The organism is Streptomyces sp. NPDC088910 (assembly GCF_044749865.1).
Lineage (GTDB): Bacteria > Actinomycetota > Actinomycetes > Streptomycetales > Streptomycetaceae > Actinacidiphila.
In genome coordinates, this window is the sequence record NZ_JBIVIV010000005.1 from 250,597 (window position 1) to 271,399 (window position 20,803).

A 20,803-nucleotide genomic window follows, 5' to 3' on the forward strand; every position below is an offset into this window, starting at 1 on the left:
GCGCGACCGCACCACCTGACACACGTTCATCGGCGATTGAAACGACACACAATTGAGCTGGACCAGCGGCGCGAAGCGTTTCCCGGAGGGCCGGGCGGCGGATCGGGGCGCGAGGTCTCAGTAGGGAATCGCGAAGACGCGGTCGCGGGTCCGGCTCGCGACGCCGTCGGGGAGGACGAGGCGTTTGAGGAAGTCCGTGTCCCCGGTGTCCAGGCACCATTGGAGCAGCGTCGCGCGCAGCCGTTCGCGCAGGGCGTCGTGGCTCTCCTCCACCGCCAGGTTCCGGGTCTCGCCCGGATCGGCACGCAGATCGTGGAGTTGTTCGCGCCAGCGGCCCCAGCTGTAGACCGTGTATTTGTGGCGTGCGGTGATCAGTGAGCGCCCGCGCGTCAGGGGCGGGTCCGGACGTTCGAAGAGCGTCTCGACCACGATGTGGTCGTGGCCGCAGGGTACTTCGGGGGCGGCCAGGAGGTTCCTGCCGCGCAGTCCGGGCGGGGCCGGGACCCCCGCGGCGGCGCACAGGGTGGGGAGCAGGTCCAGGCCGACGGAGACCAGCGCGTCGCTCACGCCGCCGCTGCCGCGACCGCCCGGCGGCCGGATGACGAGCGGGACCCTGACGGCTTCCTCGAAGAGCGCGGTCTTCTGGTTCCACGCGTGGGCCGCGTCGCCGTCGCCGTGGTCGCTGGTGAACACCACCAGGGTGTCGTCGGCCGCGCCCGTGGAGTGCAGCGCGTCGAGCACGGTGCCCAGTGCCGCGTCGGCCCGTTCGACCAGGCGGGCGTAGGTGTGACGGTACCGCCGCCAGTCGTCGGGGGTGTAGCCGACGGTCCCGTACACCGCGGCCTGGACGGCCTGTTCGTGCCGGACGGCCTCGGGTTCGTAGGGATGACGGCCGAAGTTCGACGGGAGCGGCGGGGCTCGGCGTACCGGAACCGCGGGCACGTCCCCGTACGGCATGGGCTGGTCCCTGGCGTACTCGCAGACGGTGTGCGGATCGTCGAAGGAGGCGACCAGGGCGAAGGGCCGGTCGCCGGGCACGCGGGAGGTGAGCCAGCGCGCGCAGGCGTCGGCCAGACCGGCGTCGCCGAACGGGCGCAGCACGGTGAAGCCGTCCTCGGGCGTCGCGCTCGCAGTCCGCGCGTGCCACTTGCCCGCGTAGAGGGTGTCGTAACCGGCGGCCCTGAGCAGGTGGCCGAGGCTGTCGGGACGACGGCCCGGATCGCTGCCGGGGGCGGAGGAGGCCGGGGCATTGCCGTTGACGCCCAGTTCGTGCGGGTACCGCCCGGTCAGCAGGCTGCCGCGCGCCGGGACGCACAGCGGGAAGGTGGTGTAGGCACGGTCGAAACGGGTGCCCTGCGCGGCGAGGCGGTCCACGTGCGGTGTCGCGACATGACCGGCGCCTGCGCAGCCGAGCATGTGGGCCGCGTGCTGGTCGGTCAGCAGCACGAGGATGTTGGGGCGTTCGGCCCCGGCGGGGGCCTTCATCGCGCGGCGCCACGGGGCGCCTGGCCGTGGTCCTCCGTCTGCTCCCGCGCTCGCGCCGTCCACGCCGCCAGGGCCGACCGGCCCGGCCACGGATCGCCGGTGCGGTCCAGTTCGCCGGTCAGCGCCGCCGCGAGGGCGACCGCCCGGGCGGACCGGTCCGCGACGACGTCCGTGCGCTCGTAGGGGTCCGCCGCGAGGTCGAACAGCCGTACCGTGACCGTGCCTTCGGGTGCGTACGCGGCCACCAGCTTGTGCGTGCGGGTGCGCAGGCCGCGGATGTCGGGGTCGCCGGGCCCGGCCGCGGGTCCCAGATACAGCGCGGCCCCTGGCCGTACGGCGGCCCGGTCGCCGGGCGGTGCGAGCAGCGCCCCGGACAGGTCGCGCCCCTGCGTGCCCTCGACGATCGCGTCCGCCACGCCGAGCAGGCCCAGAGCGGTGGGCGCGACATCGGGTGAACTCAGCAGCAGGTCGTCCCGGCCGGGCGGGACGTGGCCGGGCCGGGAGACCAGGAACGGCACGCGCATCGACTCCTCGTAGGGCACGTTCTTGTACATCAGACCGTGGCTGCCCAACTGCATGCCGTGGTCCGAGGTGAACACCACGAATGTGTCGCCGGTCAGCCGGTGCTCGTCCAGGGCGGCGAGCACCCGGCCGATCTGGTGGTCCACGCCGGTGACCGCGGCGTAGTAGGAGGGCGCGGCGCGTGCGGCCTCGGCGGCCTCCGGACGGTCCCAGTCGACGTTCGGCCGGGTCAGCAGTTCCCGCGCCGACCGTGTCGAGTAGCCGTCAAGGTACCGCTGCGGCACCTGGTCGAAGGGCTGGTGCGGCGGGTTGTAGGACAGCACGAGGGCGAACGGCGTGCCGCCGCGGTGGTAGTCGCGTGCCGCGCCGTCGAGGAAGGACAGGGCGACATCGGTCTCGTGCTCGGCCGACCACTGGTCGACCCTGACCGGGGCCTCGCGGGGCGCGTCGCCGGTCCAGTAATGGGGCCGGGCGTGGTCGTCGCAGCAGCCGTGGGAGTACCAGAAGCCGAAGCCGTGCCTGCGGTCGGGCGCGGTGTACGCGTCCCAGACCCGGCCGTCCTCGCGGACGCCTTCCCCGGCCGCCGCGTCCGCCGGCACCGGGGCCTCCAGATGCCACTTGCCGATGTAGCCGAGCGCGTACCCCTCGTCGGCGAGGACGTCCGACCAGCACCGTGTTTCCGGCCGCAGCCCCACGCCGAGTTCGGCGGTCGCGGAGTTGACGTTGAGGTGGACGCCGTTGCCGTACGGGTAGCGTCCGGTCATCAGCATCGCCCGGCAGGGGCTGCACACCGGGTAGTTGCTCACCGCCTGCGTCAGCACCCTGGATTTTTCGGCCAGTTCGTCGAGGGCCGGGGTGCGGACCGGGTCCTCGCCCAGGAAGCCGAGGCAGCCGGCCCGCCACTGGTCGGCGATCACCAGGACGAGATTGGGGCGCCGTACGGAACCGTCCTCCCCCGGTGTCATTTGCCCATCCCCAGGGTGAGACCTTCGGTGAGCCGCCGTCCCAGCCAGATGTAGACGACCAGCATGGGCAGGACGACGATGCACAGCCCGGCGAACAGGCCGCCCCAGTCGGCGCCGCTGTACGTCTGCTGCTGCACGAAGGAGATCAGCGCGATCGGCAGCGTGTAGTTGTCGGTGGACTGGAGCAGGGTCAGGGCGAGCAGCGTCTCGTTCCAGTGCGCGATGACCTGGAGAACGAACGCGGTGACGATGCCGCCGCGGGCGACGGGCAGCATGATCCGCCAGAAGGTGGCGGCCGGGGAGACCCCGTCCAGGGCCGCGGCCTCCTCCAACTCCTTCGGCAGCGAGCGGAAGAAGCCGGTCAGCAGGAAGACGGTGAAGGGCAGCGAGACGCCGATGTAGACCAGATTGAGGCCGAGCAGGCTGTCGGTGAGGTAGACGCGGTTGAGCATGACGAACAGCGGGATGAGGATCACCTGCACCGGCACACCGAGGCCGAGCACGAAGAACAGCGTGAGTCCGCGGCTCAGTCGGGTGTCCTGCCGGGACAGGTAGTACCCGGCGGGCGCGGCGACGGCGACGGTCAGCACCGAGGAGATCCCGGTGACCACCACCGAGTTGAACGCCGCCCGCCCGAATCCGCTGACCGTCCAGGCGTGCACGAAATTGTGCGCGGACAGCGAGTGCGGCAGACCCCACGGCGAGGAGAGGATGGACCGGGTGTCGCGGAACGACTGGAGCACCAGCCAGACCAGTCCGGCGACGTTGGCGGCGACGAACATCCAGGTCACCGCCACGCCCGCGGTGCGCAGCGGGCTGCGTCCGCCGAGCGGTGTCCGGCCGCGCGGCCCGGCCGGCCGTCTGACCTGCAAGAGGGAACTCATGGGGTACGCGCCTTTCAGAACTCGACGGCTTCCCTGCGCATCAGGCGCCGCAACAGCACGACGAGCACGGTGACCAGCAGGAGGGAGAGGATCGCCGACGCCGTGGCCGCCCCGTAGGAGGGCACCGAGTCGCCGGAGAAGGCGGTGGCGTAGGTGTAGACGGCGGAGGTCCAGGTCTTGGTGGGCGGGATGCCGTTGCCGCTGCTGCCGCCGAAGATCCAGACGATCTCGAAGATCTTCACCGAGGAGATCGTCCACAGGACCGCGCAGACTCCGAAGACGTCCCAGGTCAGCGGGAGGACGACGTAGCGGAGCCGCTGGAGGGCGCCGGCGCCGGCCAGCGCGCAGTCCTCGTAGTAACTGACCGGGATGCGGTCGACACCGGCCATCAGGATGGTGGTGAAGTAACCGGTCGTCATCCAGGTCATCGTGACCATGATGAGCGGGAACATGTTGTCCTGGGACAGCCACTGCGGCGGGGAGTGGATGCCGAGGTGGGCGAGCAAAGAGTTGGCCAGGCCGTCGGGGTTGAAGATGAATCCGACCAGGACTCCGTAGACCAGGGCGTTGACCAGGTGCGGGAAGAAGATGATCGACCGGACGACCTTGCGGCCCGCCATGTCCCGCAGGATCAGGGTCAGGGCGAAGCTGATCGCGAAGACCGCGATGCCGACGAGGAAGAGCAGCTTGAGGGTGTTGCCGAGCGACTCCATGAACAGGTCGTCGTGGAAGAGCCGGGTGTAGTTGCGCAGTCCCGCCCAGGTCATGGGCCCGGAGCCGGCCCAGTTGTGCAGGCTGATCCAGACCGCGCCGCCGATCGGCGCCACGAAGACCACGGTGTAGAGCAGCAGGGCCGGGCCGACGAACGGCACGAAGAGCCGCCGTCGCTGCCGGGCGAGCGTTCCGCCCGCCGCGGTGCCGCCCGGACGCGCCCGCTCGGGCCGCACCGGTCCTGGCTCCTGGCCGGTCGCGGAGTCGGCGGCCGGGCCGGTGTCGGGACCGGCCGGTGCGGTCCTGATCACTGCGGCTGGTCCTTCCAGTACGTGGCCTGGGCCCCCTGCATCTGGTGCACGAACTCCTCGGCGGAGATCTTGCCGAAGAAGAGTTCGTCGTCCTTGGCCCAGAACAGCTTCTCGTTGTAGCCGGGGAAGGCCACGCCGTCGTTCTGCTGGTGGAAGGAGTCCGCGTGGTCCAGTGCCTTCTTCACGTCGGCCATCTCGGGCGAGGTGGCCGCGTCCGCGCGGACCGGGATGACCTTGGCCTGCCGGCCCATCGCGTCCTGGTACTTCTTGCCGAGCAGGAAGGCGGCGAACCGCTGCGCGTCCTTGGCGTCGTCGGCCTTCTTCGGTACGGCGAAGCCCACGAAGTCGGCGCGCATGCTGGAGTGACCGGCGGCGGTGACCGGGAAGGGGAAGGCCGCGTACGCGAAGCCCTTGGCCGCGTAGGTGGCGGACTCGGTGGGCAGCCACGAGCCGTTGAACATCAGCTCGGCCTTGCCGTTCGCCCACTTCTGCTGCTCGGCGGGCCACTTGCTCGCCTTGTAGCCGTCGATCAGGTAGCCGCCGCGGACGAGTTGCTCGACCTTCTTGGCGGCGTCCAGCACGGCCGGGTCGAGCCACGCCTTGCCGGTCCGGTCGGAGGCGACCTTCTTGAGCCCGCCGGGTCCGAGGTTGCGGACGATCAGGGTGGACAGGAACGCGGCGTTGTAGCCGGTCACGTCGCCGTCCGCGGCGAGCGGGGTCCGGCCGTCCTTCTTGATCCGGTCGAGCAGGGCGATGAACTCGTCCCAGGTGCGGGGCGGGTCGCGTCTCAGCTCGGGGTGGGCCGCGGCGTCGTACCAGACGGCGTCGGAGGTGATGCTGTACGGCACCATCCAGGGCCGGCCCGCCGCGTCGTCGATGTCGATGGTCTTGAGGTACTTGGCCGGGATCAGCTTGCCCGCGGTGGAGCCGTCGACCTCGGTGTCGAAGGCCGAGGTCAGGCCGAGCGACTGCTGGGTGGCCACCAGCGCGGGGACGAGTTTCACATAGGGACCGTCGACCAGGTCGGGCACATTGTTGGTGTTCAGGGCGGGCACCAGCTTCTGCAGGTTGTTCCGCCCCTGCCACTGGACCTTGACCTTGATCCCGGTCTGCTTCTCGAAGTCGGTGACGGCCAGGGCGAGCACCTTCTGCTGCGGCTCGCCCTCCTTCCACATCGACCAGTAGGTGAACTGCCGGGACGAGCCCGACGAGGAGGTGGCGCCCGAGCACGCCGTCGCGGCGCACAGGAGGACGCCCACGGCGCCCAGCGCGACCGGGAGCTGCCAGCGATGACCTGAGATATGCGTGCCCATACTTCCCGCCTCTGGATGAGGGCAGTGGATGACTGCTCTGTGCGGCCCACTGTCACGAGCGCGGAAGAGAGCATTCAAGACGTATTGCGTCCCGAATCCGCTTGGTAGTCGGCGGATGCTCCGCCGTCACCGGAGAAGTCCGCCGGTCCGTCATGAAGCCGTCCCTGATTAGTCCTTTATTGCTCTCCTGCCGGGCGCGACAATCGGAGCGGACCACGCTCGGCGACACTCCAGCAGAGGGACGACATGGCCGATTCATCCCGTTCCGGTGGCAGCCGCCGCAGGACCGGCTCGGTGCGGGACACCGCCGCGCGCAACCTCAAGTTCCAGTCGCTCGCGGCGGAACTGCGCCGCGGCATCCTGGCCGGCGACTGGCCCACCGGCGCGAAGCTGCCGACCGAGAGCGGGCTGTCCCAGGAGACCGGCCTGTCGCTGACCACGGTACGGCGCGCCTTCGACCTGCTGGTCGAAGAGGGTCTGGTGGTACGGCGGCAGGGCTCGGGCAGCTTCGTGGCGAGCCCCCGGCAGCAGGCGCCGCGCACCCGGCGGACCGTGGGCGTCCTCGTCCCCGACACCAAGCTGTACTACCCCCGGGTGCTCCAGGGCATCGAGGAGGCGCTGTCCGCGGCCGGTGTCGGCCTGCAACTCGCCACGTACCACTACGACCGCGCCGAGGAGGACCGCGACCTGGACTTCCTGCTGGAATCCGGCGTCGACGGGCTGCTGCTGGTACCCACCTTGACCGGGATCGAGGACCCCGGGGTCCGGGCCGGTGAGCTGATGTCGCTGCCGGTGCCCGCGGTCCTGCTGGAGCGCCGCCTCATCGACGCGGGTCCCGGTGACCGTACCGAGCACGTCTGCTCCGACCATCTGGGCGGCGCGTACGACGCGGTGCTGCATCTGCACCGGCTGGGGCACGAGCGGATCGCGCTGATCACCCGCAGCCGCAATCCGACCGGGGTCGCCGTCGCGCTGGGTTTCCGGCGGGCGATGGACGACCTCGGGCTGTCGGGGAGCTTCCGCCACGAAGCCGAGAAGGCGCAGTGGACCGCCGCGCTGGCCGACCGGATGATCGCCGACCTGATGGAGTCCAGGACGACCGCGGCCCTGGTCTTCGGCGACCGGGAGGCGATTTTGCTGGAGGCCGCCGCCCGACGTCACGGCACGCAGATCCCGGGGCAGTTGGCCCTGGTCTCGTACGACGACGAGACCGCGGACATAGCGGAGGTGCCGCTCACCGCGGTCTCCCCGCCGAAGTACCGGGTCGGCCGGATGGCGGCCGAGGTGCTGCTGCGCCGGCTCTCCGAGGGCGACGCCTGTCCCCTGCACCAAGTGCTGCTCCGCCCGCGGATCGTCGTGCGCGCCTCCTGCGGGGCCGCCGCGCTCCGCGCGGAGCCGCGACCGCTCCCCGAGATGTCCTGAATCCCACCGACAAGGAGTTCCATGCGTATCGGACTGATCGGCGCGGGCGCGGTCGCGGACCTGCACGCCCTGGCCGCGGACCGGATCGCGGACACCCGCCTGACGGCGGTCTGTGACCTGGAGGAATCGGCGGCCCGCCGGGTCGCCGCGCCGCACGGGGCCGCGACCTTCACCGACTACCGCGACCTGCTCGCCTGCCGCTCGGTCGACGCGGTCATCGTCAACACCCCGCACGCGCTCCACAGCAGGATGGTCCTGGACGCCGCCGCGCACGGCCTGCATGTGCTGGTGGAGAAGCCGATGGCCACCACCCTCGACGACTGCGACGCGATGGCCGCGGCCTGCGCGCAGGCCGGGGTCACCCTGTCCGTCGGGCACATCCAGCACTTCCTGCCCGACAAGTGCGCCGCCGAGCGGGCGATCGCCGACGGTGTGCTGGGCGCGCCGCTGGCCGTGCACGACTACCGCAGCACGGACTACCGGCCCGGCACCCGCTCCCCCTGGTTCTTCTCCCGTGAACTGGCGGGCGGCGGCGCGCTGATGAACATCGGCGCCCACTGCCTGGACCGGTCGGTCTGGCTGGGCGGCGCGCCCGCGGTCTCGCTGACCGCGGCCGTCACCGAGCGGTTCGGCGCGCCCGTCGAGACCGACGGCACCGTCGCGCTGCGGCTCGCCAACGGCGGGCTGGCCGGTGTCTCGGTGATCTCCGACCCGCCCCACAAGGTCGACGAGCTGACCGTGGTGTGCGAACGCGGTTCGGTGGTCGCCGACCCGCGGGCGGGAACGTTTCTGCGCATCGACGGCCGCACCCGGCAGATCCACACCCCGAGTGGTACGGACATCCCGGACGCCTTCCGCGAGCAGCTCGCCGACTTCGTCGCGGCCGTCGGCGGCGCCGCCCCCCGGGTCACCCCGGAACACGGCCGCCACATCGTGGAACTCGTCCTGGCGTCGTACGCCTCGGCCGCGACCGGAGAGCCGGTCGGGGTGGGCGCCGCGCAGAGCGTCTGACGCCGACGCCCGGAAGGGCCGGTGCCCGGGAGGAAACCCCCGGCACCGGCCCTTCCCGTCGCCCGCTCATCCGCCGCCCGGCGCCTTCACGCGGACCGCAGCCGGATCTGTACCCCCAGGCCGAGATGGCACCGGACGTCCACCGAGGTCAGGCCGCCGTGCACGGCGGTGCGGACCTCGGTGTGGGGCTCGGCGGTCCGCCAGGCGCCACGCAGGACCAGCCGCAGCCGGTGGGTGCTTCCCCGGCTGTCCCGCCAGGGCCTGGAGAACGGGCTGAGCACGCCGACGAACGCGCCGTTCCGGTCGTACTGGTCCCGGTCCCGGCCCTCGTACAGGCGCAGGTCCGGATCGGTGACGGACAGCACGAGGCCGCCCGAGTCCGGGCGCGCGAGCAGCAGCGAGGGCGTGTCCACCGCCGTGATCGGGCCGCCCGCCGCCAGGGTGCGCTGCGGCTCGAAGACGGCGTACGCGGTGATCCCGGTGGCCCGGTCGTGCACGACGTGCGCGCCGTCGTCATGGCGCAGCACCGAGTACGGCGCGATCGTCGGGTCGGCCATCCGCGCCGCGAAGTCCCTCATGTCCTCCGGTGTGGCGTCCACGATCAGGGCGTACGCGTAACGGCCGCCGCGCGGCGCGCTCCCGTGGTCGAGCCACGCGGTGGCGAAGTCGGCGGCACCGGGTGTGCCCGTGCTCTGGTCGGGAGCGGTCTGGGAGGCGCGAGTCAGCGCGAGCCGCTGGCCCGGCGGTATCCAGTAGCCGTTGCCGACCGGGTCGATCAGCCACGTCGGGTCGGACGGCGTGCGGTCGACGGCGTAGGGGAAGTCGGCGACCGCGCCCAGGGCGCTGTGGATCACCGGTTCCGAGGGCTCGGCCAGGTGGCACTGGAAGAGCGTGGTCCGCGTCGGGTGGACGGAGTCGTCGTTGCGGATGCCGGAGCCGAGGGCGATGACCCGCTCGTCGAAGAGGAACACCGATTTGCGTGCCCGGTGCGAGGGGTTGAAGACGGGGTGTTCGCGCAGGTCGATCGCGAAGACGGCGTGCCGGTCGTCGATGGTGCCCGCGCCGCCGAACCGCGACTCGGTGAGCGGCATCTGCTCGATCGCGCCCGCCAGGTTGGACCGCAGCTCTTCGTAGGGCAGGCGGATGGCCGTGGTGCCCGGCCACTGGTTCCAGTCCCAGCCGGGCTGCCGGAATCCGCTGGCGAGGTTGTCGACCGGGTCGCCGCGGCCGAGGACCTGGATCTGGCCGTAGGTGGTGTACCGCCCGTAGAGGTTGTCGGTGGCGTAGATCTCGGTGCTCCACAGGTAGCGGCTGTGGCCGCGGACCGCGACCAGCCAGTTGTCGCGTCGGTGGAGGGCCAGCGCGCTGTGGTTCATCGCCCAACTGCCCGTCGGCGCGGCTTCCGCCGTGACGCCCGCGGCGGCCAACCGCTGGGCCAGCGCCTTCTGCACGGAACTCGGCTTGGCGGGCAGCAGGCGCAGGAACGCCGCGCCCACCTCGGGGTCCAGCTCCCGCGAGCCGTCCGGGGACCCGGCGGTGGTGAGCGACTGGTAGGGCGGCAGGGCGAGCGCGGTCAGACCGGTGGGGTGCCGGGCGGCCAGCGACAGCGGCCAGTCCGAGGCGTTGGCGTAGACGCGCATCCGCAGCAACGCGTCCTTGTAGCGGCCGTGTGCCGCCTCCCCCACCCGGAAGGCGGTGCCGCTGAGGATGTCGACGGTCGGGGCCGACCCCTTGTAGCCGTCGCGGGCGTAGTCCGGGTACATGCCCAGGTGGTGGAAGACGGAGCCGTCGGCCTTGAAGCCGTCCATGATGCCGGGCGAGACGGTCAGGGCGGCGTCCAGCCAGCGCCGCAGCGCGTGCAGGTGCGCCACTTGCCCGGCCGGGGTCGGCATGAGCAGGGCGGTGCCGAGCATGCCCTGGAGGTTGGTGTTGAGGATGTCGAAGATGCCGCCGTAGGACTCGGCGTCGCCGAAGTCCTGGAGCAGTCGGCCGAGTCCGGTGAACCAGGCCAGGTCCTCCCGGACACCGTCCAGCAGCCCCCGCTCGGCCAGGGCGTCACGGATCAGGTGGACGGAGTCGTAGAAACCGCGGAACTGGTAGCCGAGGTGGTGGATCGTGCCCTGGCAGCTCCCCGCCGCCCAGCCCTGTTCGCGGAGGTGGTCCAGCATCCGTACGTACAGATCGGTGAGCCGGGTCCGGTGCGCGTCGTGCGACGCGGCGTCGTACGCGCAGGCGATCTGGTACATCAGGTCGGTGACCTGGCGCAGCGGGCTGCCGGCGACGAACGCGTTGAGCGCGGCGGCGATCCGCGGCGGGTAGATCTCCGTCTGGTAGGAGTCGACGGCCCGGCCCGGCGCCCGCTCACCGGGGTACGGCACACCGAGGCCGTCGGTCGCGGAGGCCAGCGCCGCGACCGCCGCGTCGTCCACTGTGAGGGACTTGCGCAGGACCGCGTGATAGCGCCGGGTCACCTCGGCGAGCGAGTCGCTCTCCCCCGCTGTGGGCTCGGGTTCCGGCAGCGGGTGCGCGGCGAGCCGGTCGGCGTACGAGAGCAGGGCCAGCCAATGGGCGTTGGCGGCCCGGTCGCCCTCGCGGTTGACGAACGGCACCTGCCGGTCACGGGTGGGGTGGTCGGGGCGCAGCTCGGTGTTGACGATGAGCTGGTCGAGGTGGAAGGTGCCCGCGCCGGAGCGCCGGGGCGCGACGAACCGCAGGGTGTCCATGCCCGCGCGCGGCTTTCCCGACAGGTCGTACCCGTAGCGGATCCACACGGTCCGCCAGCCGGTGAAGCCGAGGTGGATCTCGCACCACGCGTCGGCGCGCCGGCCGCGCCCGAACTCCACCCGGAGCACGTCGTCGAGGGCCCGGTCGTTGTGGATCCACACGGCGAAGGTGTCGACCGTCCCCATGGTCGCCTGGTCGTCGCCGTCGCGATACGCGTCGGGTGCGTAGCGCAGCGGGGTACGGATCTCCAGTTCGGCGCCCGGCCGGTAGTCCCAGCGCAGGGAGTGCGGGCCGATCCGGGCGGTGGCGGCGCTGATGCTCACCCGCGAGCCGGGCCCGGTGCGCAGGTGCTCGGGTATCCGGGTCTCGAAGAGGAACACCGGCGGGTCGAGGGCGAGTGCCTGGTCCTCGACGCTCGGCGCGTCCGCGGCCTGCCCCGGGGGGCCGGCCGCGGCGCCGTTCGCCGCCGGGCTGTCGGCCGCCGCCGGTGCGGCCGCGACGGGCAGCGCGGCGGCGGCCGATCCGAGTGCGGCGCCGATCAGCGCCTTGCGTCGCGTGAATCCTTGGGGCTGCTCTGGCATGGTCTGTCCTCCGGTACTCCCTCGCCGGGTTCCCGTGAGGGGAGGGGTTCGCCTGCATCACAGCGGCCGGGGACAGAACGATTCAAGAAGGACTGAACGGCGGATGCGGCGGTTGCCACTCGGGGTCGTCGAAGGCGCCGAGCGGGTCCGCGTCCGGAGCGTCGGCGCCGCCCCGTCCGGCGTCCAGCGGCGCGCGCTGCCCGGCTCCGGTGACCGGCAGGCGGCTGCCGTCCCGCGCCGGGTCCCCGTGTTCCGTGAACCACGCGTCGAGCCGGCGCCGCAGGTCGCCGACGCGTTCGCGGTGCGCCGGGTCGGCGACGAGGTTGACGCGCTCGCCCGGATCGGCGGCCAGGTCGTACAGCTCGTGCGGACCGTGCGGGTACCGGTGGACGTACTTCCACTCGGCGGTCCTGATCATCCGGACGGGACCGTACTCGTCGTAGACGACCACGGGCCGGGGCGGCGGCGGCTGGCTCGGCCGGCCGGTCAGCAGCAGTGGCGCGAAGGATCTGCCGGGTCCGGTCTCGAACGGTTCCGCGTCCAGCCCGGCGCACTCCAGGAGCGTGGCGGCGAAGTCGTACGCCGACAGCAGTTCGTGGCGCACCGAGCCCGCGCTGATCCGGCCGGGCTGCGCGATGATCGCCGGGACCTTGACCGAGCTGTCGTACATGTTCTGCGGAAAGGTGCCGTTGCCCTTGCCCCAGATGCCGTGGTGGCCGCAGTTGAAGCCGTTGTCGCTGGAGAACACCACCAGCGTGCTGTCGGTGAGGCCCAGGTCCGCGAGGGTCCGCAGGACCTGTCCGACGGCGGTGTCCATGGCGGTGACGGAGGCGAAGTAGCCGACGAGGGCGGCCCGGACGTCGGCCTCGCCGCCGACCGGTACGCCGTCGACCAGCGGCTGCCACGGGTGCGGTTCCTCCTGCGGGCAGGTGTCGAACGCGCAGTCCGCGTAGAGGCGTTCGAACTGCGGCGGGTGCTGGCCCTTCCAGGGCTTGTGCGGGGCGGTGAAGTGCAGCGAGAGGTAGAAGGGCTCCTCCCGTCCGGCCTCGCCGTTCAGGAAGTCCACCGCGTCGTCGGCCAGGACGTCGGTGAGATATCCGGCGGCCGGTTCCCTCGTGCCGTGCCGGTACATCGGTGCGTCGTGGTAGGCGCTGCCGCCGCTCTCGTGCGCGTACCAGTGCGTGAAGCCGGGGCGCGGCCGGTCGTTGGCGCCGAGGTGCCATTTGCCGGACAGGCCCAGCCGGTAGCCGGCGTCGGCGAACTCGTCGGTGAACAGCCGCTGTCCGGCGAGGAAGTCCTGGCCGTCCGGGCCCGCGTGGCCGCCGGAGAGCCAGTCGTGCACCCCGTGGCGGGACGGGATCTGGCCGGTGAAGAGGCTGGCCCTGGCCGGTGAGCAGACCGGGGAGGTGCAGAAGAAGTTCTCCAGCCGGGTGCCGCTCTCGGCGAGCGCGTCGAGGGACGGGGTGACGATCTCGTCGTTGCCCGCGCAGCCGAGGGCCCAGTGGCCCTGGTCGTCGCTGAGGATGAGCAGGACGTTCGGGCGCCGCGGGTCGTGGCTTGCCATGGTGGGTCTCCCTGGTGGGCTGATGGTGAGGTGGGTCGCGGGGCGCGGGCGGACGGGCCCGGCGGTCGGGGGCGGGCCGGTGCGGGACGGCCGGGCCCGGGTGACCGGCCGGTTCAGCCGAGGTCGTCGGCCACGCCGTCGAGGTCCGGTGCGCGGTGGCCGCCGATGTCGGCCGTGTAGCCCATCCAACTGTGGGCGGGGTCGCCGCGGCGCAGCAGTTCTCGGTAGAGCCGCCCGGTCAGCTCCCGCCTGACGTCGGCGTACGCCGGGGACCCGTGGACATTGCGCAACTCGTGCGGATCGCGGTCCAGGTCGTACAGCTCGTGCACGCTCTCCGGGTTGTGGACGAGCTTGTACCGGCGGTCCCGGATCATGCGCTGGGAGTACGGGAAGTGGTGGCCGTGGAATTCGGCGACGACCTCGGTCCGGTCCAGGACCGCGCGCGCTCCCCCGGTGTCGCCGGTCAGCAGCGGCAACAGGCTGTCGCCGTCGCAGGGTTCGGGGGCGGGCAGGCCCGCGATGTCCAGCAGGGTGGGGTTGAGGTCGGTGAGCGTGGCGAAGGCGTCCGAGACCTGGGCGGGGCCGCCCGGCACCCGCGCGATGGCGGGGACGCGGTAGATGTCCTCGTACATCGCCGGGCCCTTGTCGTTCAGCCGGTGGCCGCCGGTGAACTCGCCGTGGTCCGCGGTGAAGAACACGGCGGTGTCGTCGCCCAGGCCGTACTCCTCCAGGGCGCGCAGAATCCGGCCGATCTGGTGGTCGATCATGGTGACGTAGCCCCAGTAGACGGCGATCAGCTTGCGCCAGGCGTCCGCGTCGAAGGCGTCGGCCGACCAGTATTCGCTGTAGCGGCGTTGTACGTCGGGCTTGCCCGCGAAGGTCTCGGCCATCGACTCGGGCAGCACGACATCGTCCGGGTCGTAGAGGTCGTAGTAGTGGTCGGGCAAGAGATAGGGCAGATGCGGTCCGAACCAGTGGCAGGACAGCATGAACGGCCGCCCTGACGTGCGCCGGCCGGCGGCGTACCGCTCCAGCAGCGCGAGGGTGCGGTCGGTGAGGAAGGCCTCGACGGTGGCCTCGACGGGCTGCCGCAGCCGACCCGCGATGAGGTGGCCCCGGCCGACGCCGTTGGCGGCGGTGCCGAAGACGGGGTCGGTCACCGCGAACGGCGGCAGGCCGCGGTCCGCCAGCCATCGCTGGTACGACGGGTGGCGTACGGGGTTGAGCGCGCCGGGCAGGTGCTCGCCGTCCAGGCCGTGGTGCTCGGGGCCGTGCTCGCGGCCGATGTGCCACTTGCCGACGTGGCCGACCTGGTAACCGGCCGCCCGCAGTTGGGGCCAGAGCAGTGGCTGGCTCTCGTTCAGCTCGTCCTGGCCGCCGGCGGCGCGCTCGGGGTTGGCGAGCAGGCCGTGCCGGAACGGGTGCAGGCCGGTGGCCAGCGACGCGCGCGCCGGTGTGCAGATCGCCGTCGGAGTGTAGAACCGGTCGAACCGCGTCCCCCGCGCCGCGAGTCCGTCCAGGGCCGGGGTCTCGACGACGGTGTTGCCGTACGCGCCGAGGGTGTCCACCCGGTGCTGGTCGGTCATCAGAAAAAGGATGTTGTGCGGGCTCACCGGCCGCCGCCCCTCCGCTCCCACCGCTCGCGGCGCTGTCGTCGCTTGGTCGGCTCCCGTGCACCGTAAGGACGGCCCGGCATTTTGGTCAACCCTCGGGACTAATCACCGGCCGAGGTCCCCGAATCCGGCGAGCACCTCACCGTCGAAGGCACTGACCAGCGCGGATGGATTAGTCCCGAAACTTGACAGAATCCACGGCGCGGTCCGATCATGCGGACATGCCAGACCGACGCGGAGCCGCACTGCACCGACTGCGCGCCGCCCACGAGGCGGCGGTGCTCGGCGAATTGCGGCGCGCGGGAGCACTGAGCCGCGCGGAGCTGATCGAGCGGCTGGGGCTCTCCCGCACCACCTTGTTCACGATCGTCTCGGACCTGCTCGCCCGCGAGGCCGTCGTCGAGCGGCCGATGACCGCGCCGGACGGCACCTGGGCGGCGGGCTCCGGCGGCGGTACGGGGACGGCCGCCGCGACCGCGTCCGCGGCGGACGGCGCCCCGGACCCGACCGCCGACGCGGGCGCCCGCACCGGCACCCAGCCGCCGAGGGGCCCCGGCCGCCCCGCCATGGCGGTCTCCCTCAACCCGCGCGGCGCGCAGCTCATCGGCATCGGGCTGCTTCCGACCCGCTTGCAGATCGTGATCGCCAACCACGCCCACGAGGTCGTCGCCCGGTCCAGCACCGCGCTGCGCGCGGAGGCCGGACCCGACGAGCGGGTGGCCGCGGTCGTCGCCGCCGTCGGCGAACTGGTCGCGGAGCGCGGGGTGAGCCTCGCCCCGGTGACCGGCGTCGGCCTCGGCCTGCCGGGGCCGGTGCGGCGCCCGGACGACGAGCGTCCGCCGGACCCCGCGGACCGGGCGGCCTCCGCGGCCCGGATCGTCGCCGGGCTCGGCGACCACTTCGAGGCGCCGGTGGCCACGGACAACAACACGCGGCTGGCCGCGCTGGCCGAGATCACCTGGGGCGCGGCGCGCGGCCTGTCCGACATCGTGTACCTGCACTGGTCGCAGGGGGTCGGCGGCGGGCTCGTGGTGGACGGCCGACTGGTACGCGGCGCGCACGGCGCGGCGGGCGAGATCGGCCACACCAGTTGCGACCCGCGGGGAGCGGACTGCTACTGCGGGGGCCGCGGCTGCCTGGAGGGCGTGATCGGCGTCCCCGCGCTGCTGGCCGAGTGCCGCGCCAGGGGGGCGAGCGTCCGGGACGGGCGCGAACTGGTGGCGCGGGCCGCGTCCGGCGAGCGACCGGCGGCCGACGTCGTGGCCGGGGCCGCGACGGCGGCGGGCCGTGTGCTCGCCGCGCTCGCCGCCCAGACGGACCCCGCGTGCGTGGTGATCGCCGGTGAACTCGCCGCCCTCGGCGCTCCGGTCCTCGACACGGTCCGCGCGCAGCTCACGGCGTTCTCCCTGCCGGCCGCCGCGCGGACCATCCCCGTCAGGGCCTCCACGCTCGGCGACGACGCCGCGGCCCAGGGCGCCGTCGCGATGCTGCTGCACGCGGCGGGCGAGCGGGTCGACGTCCTCGTGGACGGCGGTGCGCCGCCGCCGGGACGCCGCGGTGATCCGGCCGGTGGCACGGGTGACGCCGGTGGTGTCCGGTGACGGCGTGCTGCGGCCCCGGCGGTCACGGCGGAACGGCCGAGGCCGGAGCCGGGACGGGAAGCGAACTCGCGCCTCCGCCACGGGACTTCGCCGTTCCCGACCGCCCGCGCGCGGAGGTGCTGCGCGGCATGGTCGCCGTGCCCGCAGGCCCCTATCTGATGGGCGGCGACGACGAGGACGCGTTCCCCGACGACGGCGAGGGGCCGGTGCGCGAGGTGACGGTCAGCGCCTTCCGCATCGACGCGACATGCGTCACCAACTCCCGCTTCGCCGTGTTCGTCAAGGCCACCGGCTACCGCACCCAGGCCGAACTGAGCGGCTGGTCCTACGTCTTCGGCGGCTTCGTGCCTCCGCGGGCGCGGCACGCGGTGCTTCCCGGCCGCGTGCCGGGCGCGCCGTGGTGGCGAGCGGTCTCGGGCGCCTGCTGGCGCTCGCCCGAAGGCCCCGGCACCTCGATCGGGGAGCGCGGCAACCACCCCGTGGTGCACATCTCCTGGCACGACGCCGTCGCCTACGCGGCCTGGGCGGGCAAGCGGCTGCCCACCGAGGCGGAATGGGAGAAGGCCGCACGCGGCGGACTGGTACGGGCCCGCTTCCCCTGGGGGGACGAGCTGACCCCCAACGGGCGGCACCGCTGCAACATCTGGCGCGGCGACTTCCCGGTCCGCAACACCCGCGAGGACGGATATCTGGGCACCGCGCCCGCCAACGCCTTCACTCCCAACGGCTACGGGCTCCACAACGCCTCGGGCAATGTCTGGGAGTGGTGCGCGGACCGGTTCTCCCCCGACTGGCACGCCGCGCCCCGGCCCGAGACACGGGTCGACCCGGTGGGTCCTCCCGTCGGCGACAACCGGGTGCTGCGCGGCGGTTCGTATCTGTGCCACCACTCCTACTGCAACCGCTACCGGGTCGCCGCCCGTACCTCCAACACTCCGGACAGCACCACGGCGCACGGCGGCTTCCGGTGCGCCGTCGACGACTGACTGACCGACCGGCTGACCGACCCGACCGACCCGGCTGACCGACCGGCCGGAAGCGAGGGGTCGCCCCGCTTCCGGGGTACGGGCGGCCCGGAGGGCGGACAGCGGTGGTGACCGCTGTCCGCCCCTTCGGACCGTGGTGCCTCCTGTTCCGTGCGCCCGCTACCGGCAGGCGGCCGGGATCAGTAGGACGTGGTGACCGAGGCTCCGCTGAAGCCCTGGACGGCGTAGAGGCTGACGTAGACGTAACCGGCCGTCGGGTTGGTGACGGTCAGGGTGTGGGCGTTGCCGCTGCCGGTGGCCTTGCTGGTGTAGCTGGCGGTCGTGGCCCACCCGGTGCTGCTGTAGTAGAGGTCGGCGTTGCCGGTCCCGCCGGCCGAGGTGATCTTCAGGGTCGTGGTGCCCGCGGGCAGGTAGAGGTACAGGTAGGCGTAGTCGCCGGTGGGCGCCGACAGATTGCCGCGCTTGCAGTTCTTGCCGAGCTGGTTGACGTCGGCGCCGGTGCACTCGGGCGCCGTGCCGCCGCCGCTGCCGACCGTGACCGTCCGCGACGTGGTGTTGGTGGCGCCGCCGTTGTCGGTGACGGTCAGTGTCACGGTGTACGTGCCCGCGGCCGTGTACGTCCTGGACGGGTTGGCGGCGGTGGAGGTGGTGCCGTCACCGAAGTTCCAGGCGCGGGAGACGATGGTGCCGTCGCTGTCCGTCGACCTGTCGGTGAAGGCGGCGGTCAGATTGCTGACGGTCGAGGTGAAGGCGGCCGTGGGCGCCTGGTTGCCGGGCGGGTTGCCGCCGCCGATGCTGCCGCAGTTCCCCACCGCGCACTTGGTGAGCCAGGCGTCCCAGTCACTGTTGTAGCGCGTGCCGATGGTGCTGGTGAGCAGGGTCTGCGCGGCGGCGTAGTTGCCGCTGCGGTAGTCGGCGAGCAGCGCGGTGACGTCCGCCGGGTGCGACTGGAGCATGTAACGCACCGCGAGGTAGCCCCAGTTGTAGACCAGGGTCTGGCCCGAGTCGTAGGTGTTGCCGAAGATCGACCGCAGGGTGTAGCCGTGCGTCGCGGCCTGATTCTGCGCGTCGGTGTAGACCACGTTGCGGTAGGAGTAGGAGACGTACTCGGCGAAGCCCTCGATCCACCAGATGGTGGTCGGCGTGGCGGTGCTCGCGGTGAAGTCGCCGTAGGTGTCGAACCGGCCGTCGAGGTAGTGCGTGTACTCGTGGTTCAGGTTCCAGATCTGGAAGTCCGGGCGCACCCACTCGGCCTCGTAGGCGATGAAGCGGGGCTGGTTGCCGGCCGCGGCGGGGTCGCCCTCCAGGTACATGCCGCCGTTGTTGGTGTCGATGCCGTACATGGCCCCGGCGTATGTCTGGTAGTCGGTGCTGGAGTTGAAGACCACCACCTCGATGGTGGAGTTGTTGTCGTTGGCGACGGGCCCGCTGTCGTGGACGAGGCCGTGGAAGTACGCGTCCTGGGCGCGCAGGCTGGCGCAGGAGGAGCTGAGCTGAGCGGCCGTCATGTCCTGGGCGAGGATGCGGATGCTGGAACTGCACGTGTAGTTGGACGTGAGCACCGAGCTCTTGAGCCGGTCGGCGAGGTTGCACGTGTCGTAGTACGAGCAGTTCGACGCGTCGTAGTAGCTGGTCATCTCGGCCAGGCCGACCCACAGGGCCGCGGTGGGTCCGGTGATGGCGGTCCGGCTCAGCAGCGCGGCCACCAGCGGGCTGGCCTTGGCGCGCAGGGCCGACTCCTGGAGGAACCGGCCCAGTTCACGCCCGGCGTTGGACGTCAGGTACGCCTGGTCGGTGCTCAGCAGCGCCAGGTGCGAGCCGGCGAAGTTGTACAGCGTGTCCAGCACACTCGGGTCGGCCACGACGGCCGCGACGAAGTCCGGGAACTGGTGGCCGCGGAACAGCACGGTGTAGACGTTGTTGACGGCGTTGAGCATGTACCAGGACGCGTCGTACGAGCTGTTGTAGCCGTTCAGCAGCCGCTTGACGACGTACAGGTAGCGGGCGTCCTGCTCGGAGCTGTCGATCAGGGTGACGGCCTCGGCGAGGGCCTCGCCGTTGGCGTCGGTGACGTCGCCGGAGTGGGCGCTGGCGAAGAAGGCGTCCAGGGCGCTGCGGATGGCCGTGACCATGGCGGTGCCGTAACTGCCGACCGCCGAGGAGTTGTAGTACTGGACGTAGTAGCCCGCCCGCAGGTAGAGCACGAGCTGCGGCATGCCGGTGCTGCTGTCACCGGGGTAGGCGGCCGAGCCGTCGCGCATGGCGTAGGCGACGGTGGTCATCTGCGCCTCGCGGAAGGCGTTGTAGGCGTCGGTGCCGGTCAGGTTGAACAGCGTGTTGACGCAGTCCGTGGTGGACGCCTTGATCTGGGCGACGAGGGCGCTGCCGGTCCGGCCGGTGAAGTCCGAGGCGTTGCATGTCGCCGCCGCGGTCAGGCCGTTGGCCCTGGCCTTGGCCCGCGCCGCGGCCTTCATGGACGGCGCGGAGTGGCTGACCACCGGCGCCCTCGGCGCGTCGTAGTCCTGCTTGAGCGCGTCCTTGGACGCGGGCAGCGGCGCCCGGTCGGCCGCGCTGAGCGAACCGGCTCCGGTGTGGTCGGACTTCGCCGCGGCGACCGTGGCGGGCTGGGCCGCCGGGCCGGGGCGGGTGGCCGCGGTCCCGGCGGGCTTCGGCTGCGCTGCCGCGGCCCGTTCCGGGTGGATCAGCATGCCGATGCCCAGGCACATGGCCAGGGCGAGTATCAGGAACCCGGTGAGACTTCGTCGTACCGGTTGGGTGTTCACGTGCCGCCTCCCAGCGGTGTGTGCCGCGCTCCGTTGCGCGGCGAGGGGGGATTCGCGGTGCACCCGTCCGGGCCCGCCCGGCACTGTGGGGAGTGGGCGGTGCGGTCCCGGACGGACCGCGAGCCGTGCCTCAGCTTTTGGCATGAGCACGGCTTTCAGGTTGTGCGCCATGTACCATTGCACATGTCACATCGCTTGGGAACCCTGGGTGGAGAACTCGCGAAAACGGCCTGGGGCCACCGGAATTCCGGTGGCCCCAGGCCGTTTCCCTGCTCCCCCGCGCCCGGGAATTCCCCGCGCCCGGACCGGGCCCGCCCGCGCGCAGGC

The 20,803-nt window shown here is 72.2% G+C and carries 13 protein-coding genes; 4 read left to right on the top strand and 9 right to left on the bottom strand.

The window, feature by feature from the left end:
- Positions 1–117: 117 nt before the first annotated feature.
- From ACIP4Z_RS14345 to ACIP4Z_RS14365, 5 genes are read right to left on the bottom strand one after another with little or no spacing between them, the layout of a single operon-like run.
- Positions 118–1,485, bottom strand: coding sequence for a sulfatase (locus ACIP4Z_RS14345; RefSeq protein WP_401307748.1), 1,368 nt, complete (start codon positions 1,483–1,485; stop codon positions 118–120).
- Positions 1,482–2,972, bottom strand: a complete 1,491-nt coding sequence (locus tag ACIP4Z_RS14350; RefSeq protein WP_401307751.1) for a sulfatase — start codon at positions 2,970–2,972, stop codon at positions 1,482–1,484. Before ACIP4Z_RS14350 ends, ACIP4Z_RS14345 begins: the two co-directional genes overlap by 4 nt.
- Positions 2,969–3,856, bottom strand: a complete 888-nt coding sequence (locus ACIP4Z_RS14355) for a carbohydrate ABC transporter permease (protein WP_401307754.1) — start codon at positions 3,854–3,856, stop codon at positions 2,969–2,971. The genes ACIP4Z_RS14350 and ACIP4Z_RS14355 overlap by 4 nt, the downstream gene beginning before the upstream one ends.
- A gap of 14 nt (positions 3,857–3,870) precedes the next feature.
- Positions 3,871–4,878 carry a carbohydrate ABC transporter permease gene (locus ACIP4Z_RS14360; RefSeq protein WP_401307757.1) on the bottom strand — a complete coding sequence of 336 codons (1,008 nt, stop codon included), beginning with the start codon at positions 4,876–4,878 and terminating at the stop codon, positions 3,871–3,873.
- Positions 4,875–6,191 (bottom strand): ABC transporter substrate-binding protein, encoded by a 1,317-nt coding sequence (locus tag ACIP4Z_RS14365; protein WP_401307760.1) that lies wholly within the window; start codon positions 6,189–6,191, stop codon positions 4,875–4,877. Before ACIP4Z_RS14365 ends, ACIP4Z_RS14360 begins: the two co-directional genes overlap by 4 nt.
- Before the next feature lie 246 nt (positions 6,192–6,437).
- Here ACIP4Z_RS14365 and ACIP4Z_RS14370 point away from each other — a divergent pair, with 246 nt between their 5' ends.
- Positions 6,438–7,613 carry a substrate-binding domain-containing protein gene (locus ACIP4Z_RS14370; RefSeq protein WP_355335259.1) on the top strand — a complete coding sequence of 392 codons (1,176 nt, stop codon included), beginning with the start codon at positions 6,438–6,440 and terminating at the stop codon, positions 7,611–7,613.
- 21 nt (positions 7,614–7,634) lie between these two features.
- Positions 7,635–8,624 carry a Gfo/Idh/MocA family protein gene (locus ACIP4Z_RS14375; RefSeq protein ID WP_401307764.1) on the top strand — a complete coding sequence of 330 codons (990 nt, stop codon included), beginning with the start codon at positions 7,635–7,637 and terminating at the stop codon, positions 8,622–8,624.
- 86 nt (positions 8,625–8,710) lie between these two features.
- Here the strand turns inward: ACIP4Z_RS14375 and ACIP4Z_RS14380 are convergent, their stop codons facing one another.
- The 3 genes from ACIP4Z_RS14380 to ACIP4Z_RS14390 all read right to left on the bottom strand — a co-directional run bounded on the left by ACIP4Z_RS14380 (position 8,711) and on the right by ACIP4Z_RS14390 (position 15,079).
- Entirely contained in the window at positions 8,711–11,929 is a 3,219-nt protein-coding gene (locus ACIP4Z_RS14380; protein WP_401307767.1) for a chondroitinase family polysaccharide lyase, read from the bottom strand.
- An 82-nt stretch (positions 11,930–12,011) separates the two neighbouring features.
- On the bottom strand, positions 12,012–13,493 hold the full coding sequence (locus ACIP4Z_RS14385) for a sulfatase-like hydrolase/transferase (protein WP_401307770.1): 1,482 nt from the start codon (positions 13,491–13,493) through the stop codon (positions 12,012–12,014).
- A 113-nt stretch (positions 13,494–13,606) separates the two neighbouring features.
- Entirely contained in the window at positions 13,607–15,079 is a 1,473-nt protein-coding gene (locus ACIP4Z_RS14390) for a sulfatase-like hydrolase/transferase (RefSeq protein WP_401307773.1), read from the bottom strand.
- 248 nt (positions 15,080–15,327) lie between these two features.
- On the opposite strand from ACIP4Z_RS14390, the gene ACIP4Z_RS14395 reads away from it, so the two are divergent.
- Together ACIP4Z_RS14395 and ACIP4Z_RS14400 are read left to right on the top strand one after the other, a co-directional pair.
- Positions 15,328–16,707 carry an ROK family transcriptional regulator gene (locus ACIP4Z_RS14395; protein ID WP_401307776.1) on the top strand — a complete coding sequence of 460 codons (1,380 nt, stop codon included), beginning with the start codon at positions 15,328–15,330 and terminating at the stop codon, positions 16,705–16,707.
- On the top strand, positions 16,704–17,693 hold the full coding sequence (locus tag ACIP4Z_RS14400; RefSeq protein WP_401307778.1) for a formylglycine-generating enzyme family protein: 990 nt from the start codon (positions 16,704–16,706) through the stop codon (positions 17,691–17,693). Before ACIP4Z_RS14395 ends, ACIP4Z_RS14400 begins: the two co-directional genes overlap by 4 nt.
- A 179-nt stretch (positions 17,694–17,872) precedes the next feature.
- Here ACIP4Z_RS14400 and ACIP4Z_RS14405 read toward each other — a convergent pair whose 3' ends face one another.
- Positions 17,873–20,419 carry a collagenase gene (locus ACIP4Z_RS14405; protein ID WP_401308162.1) on the bottom strand — a complete coding sequence of 849 codons (2,547 nt, stop codon included), beginning with the start codon at positions 20,417–20,419 and terminating at the stop codon, positions 17,873–17,875.
- Positions 20,420–20,803 lie beyond the last annotated feature (384 nt).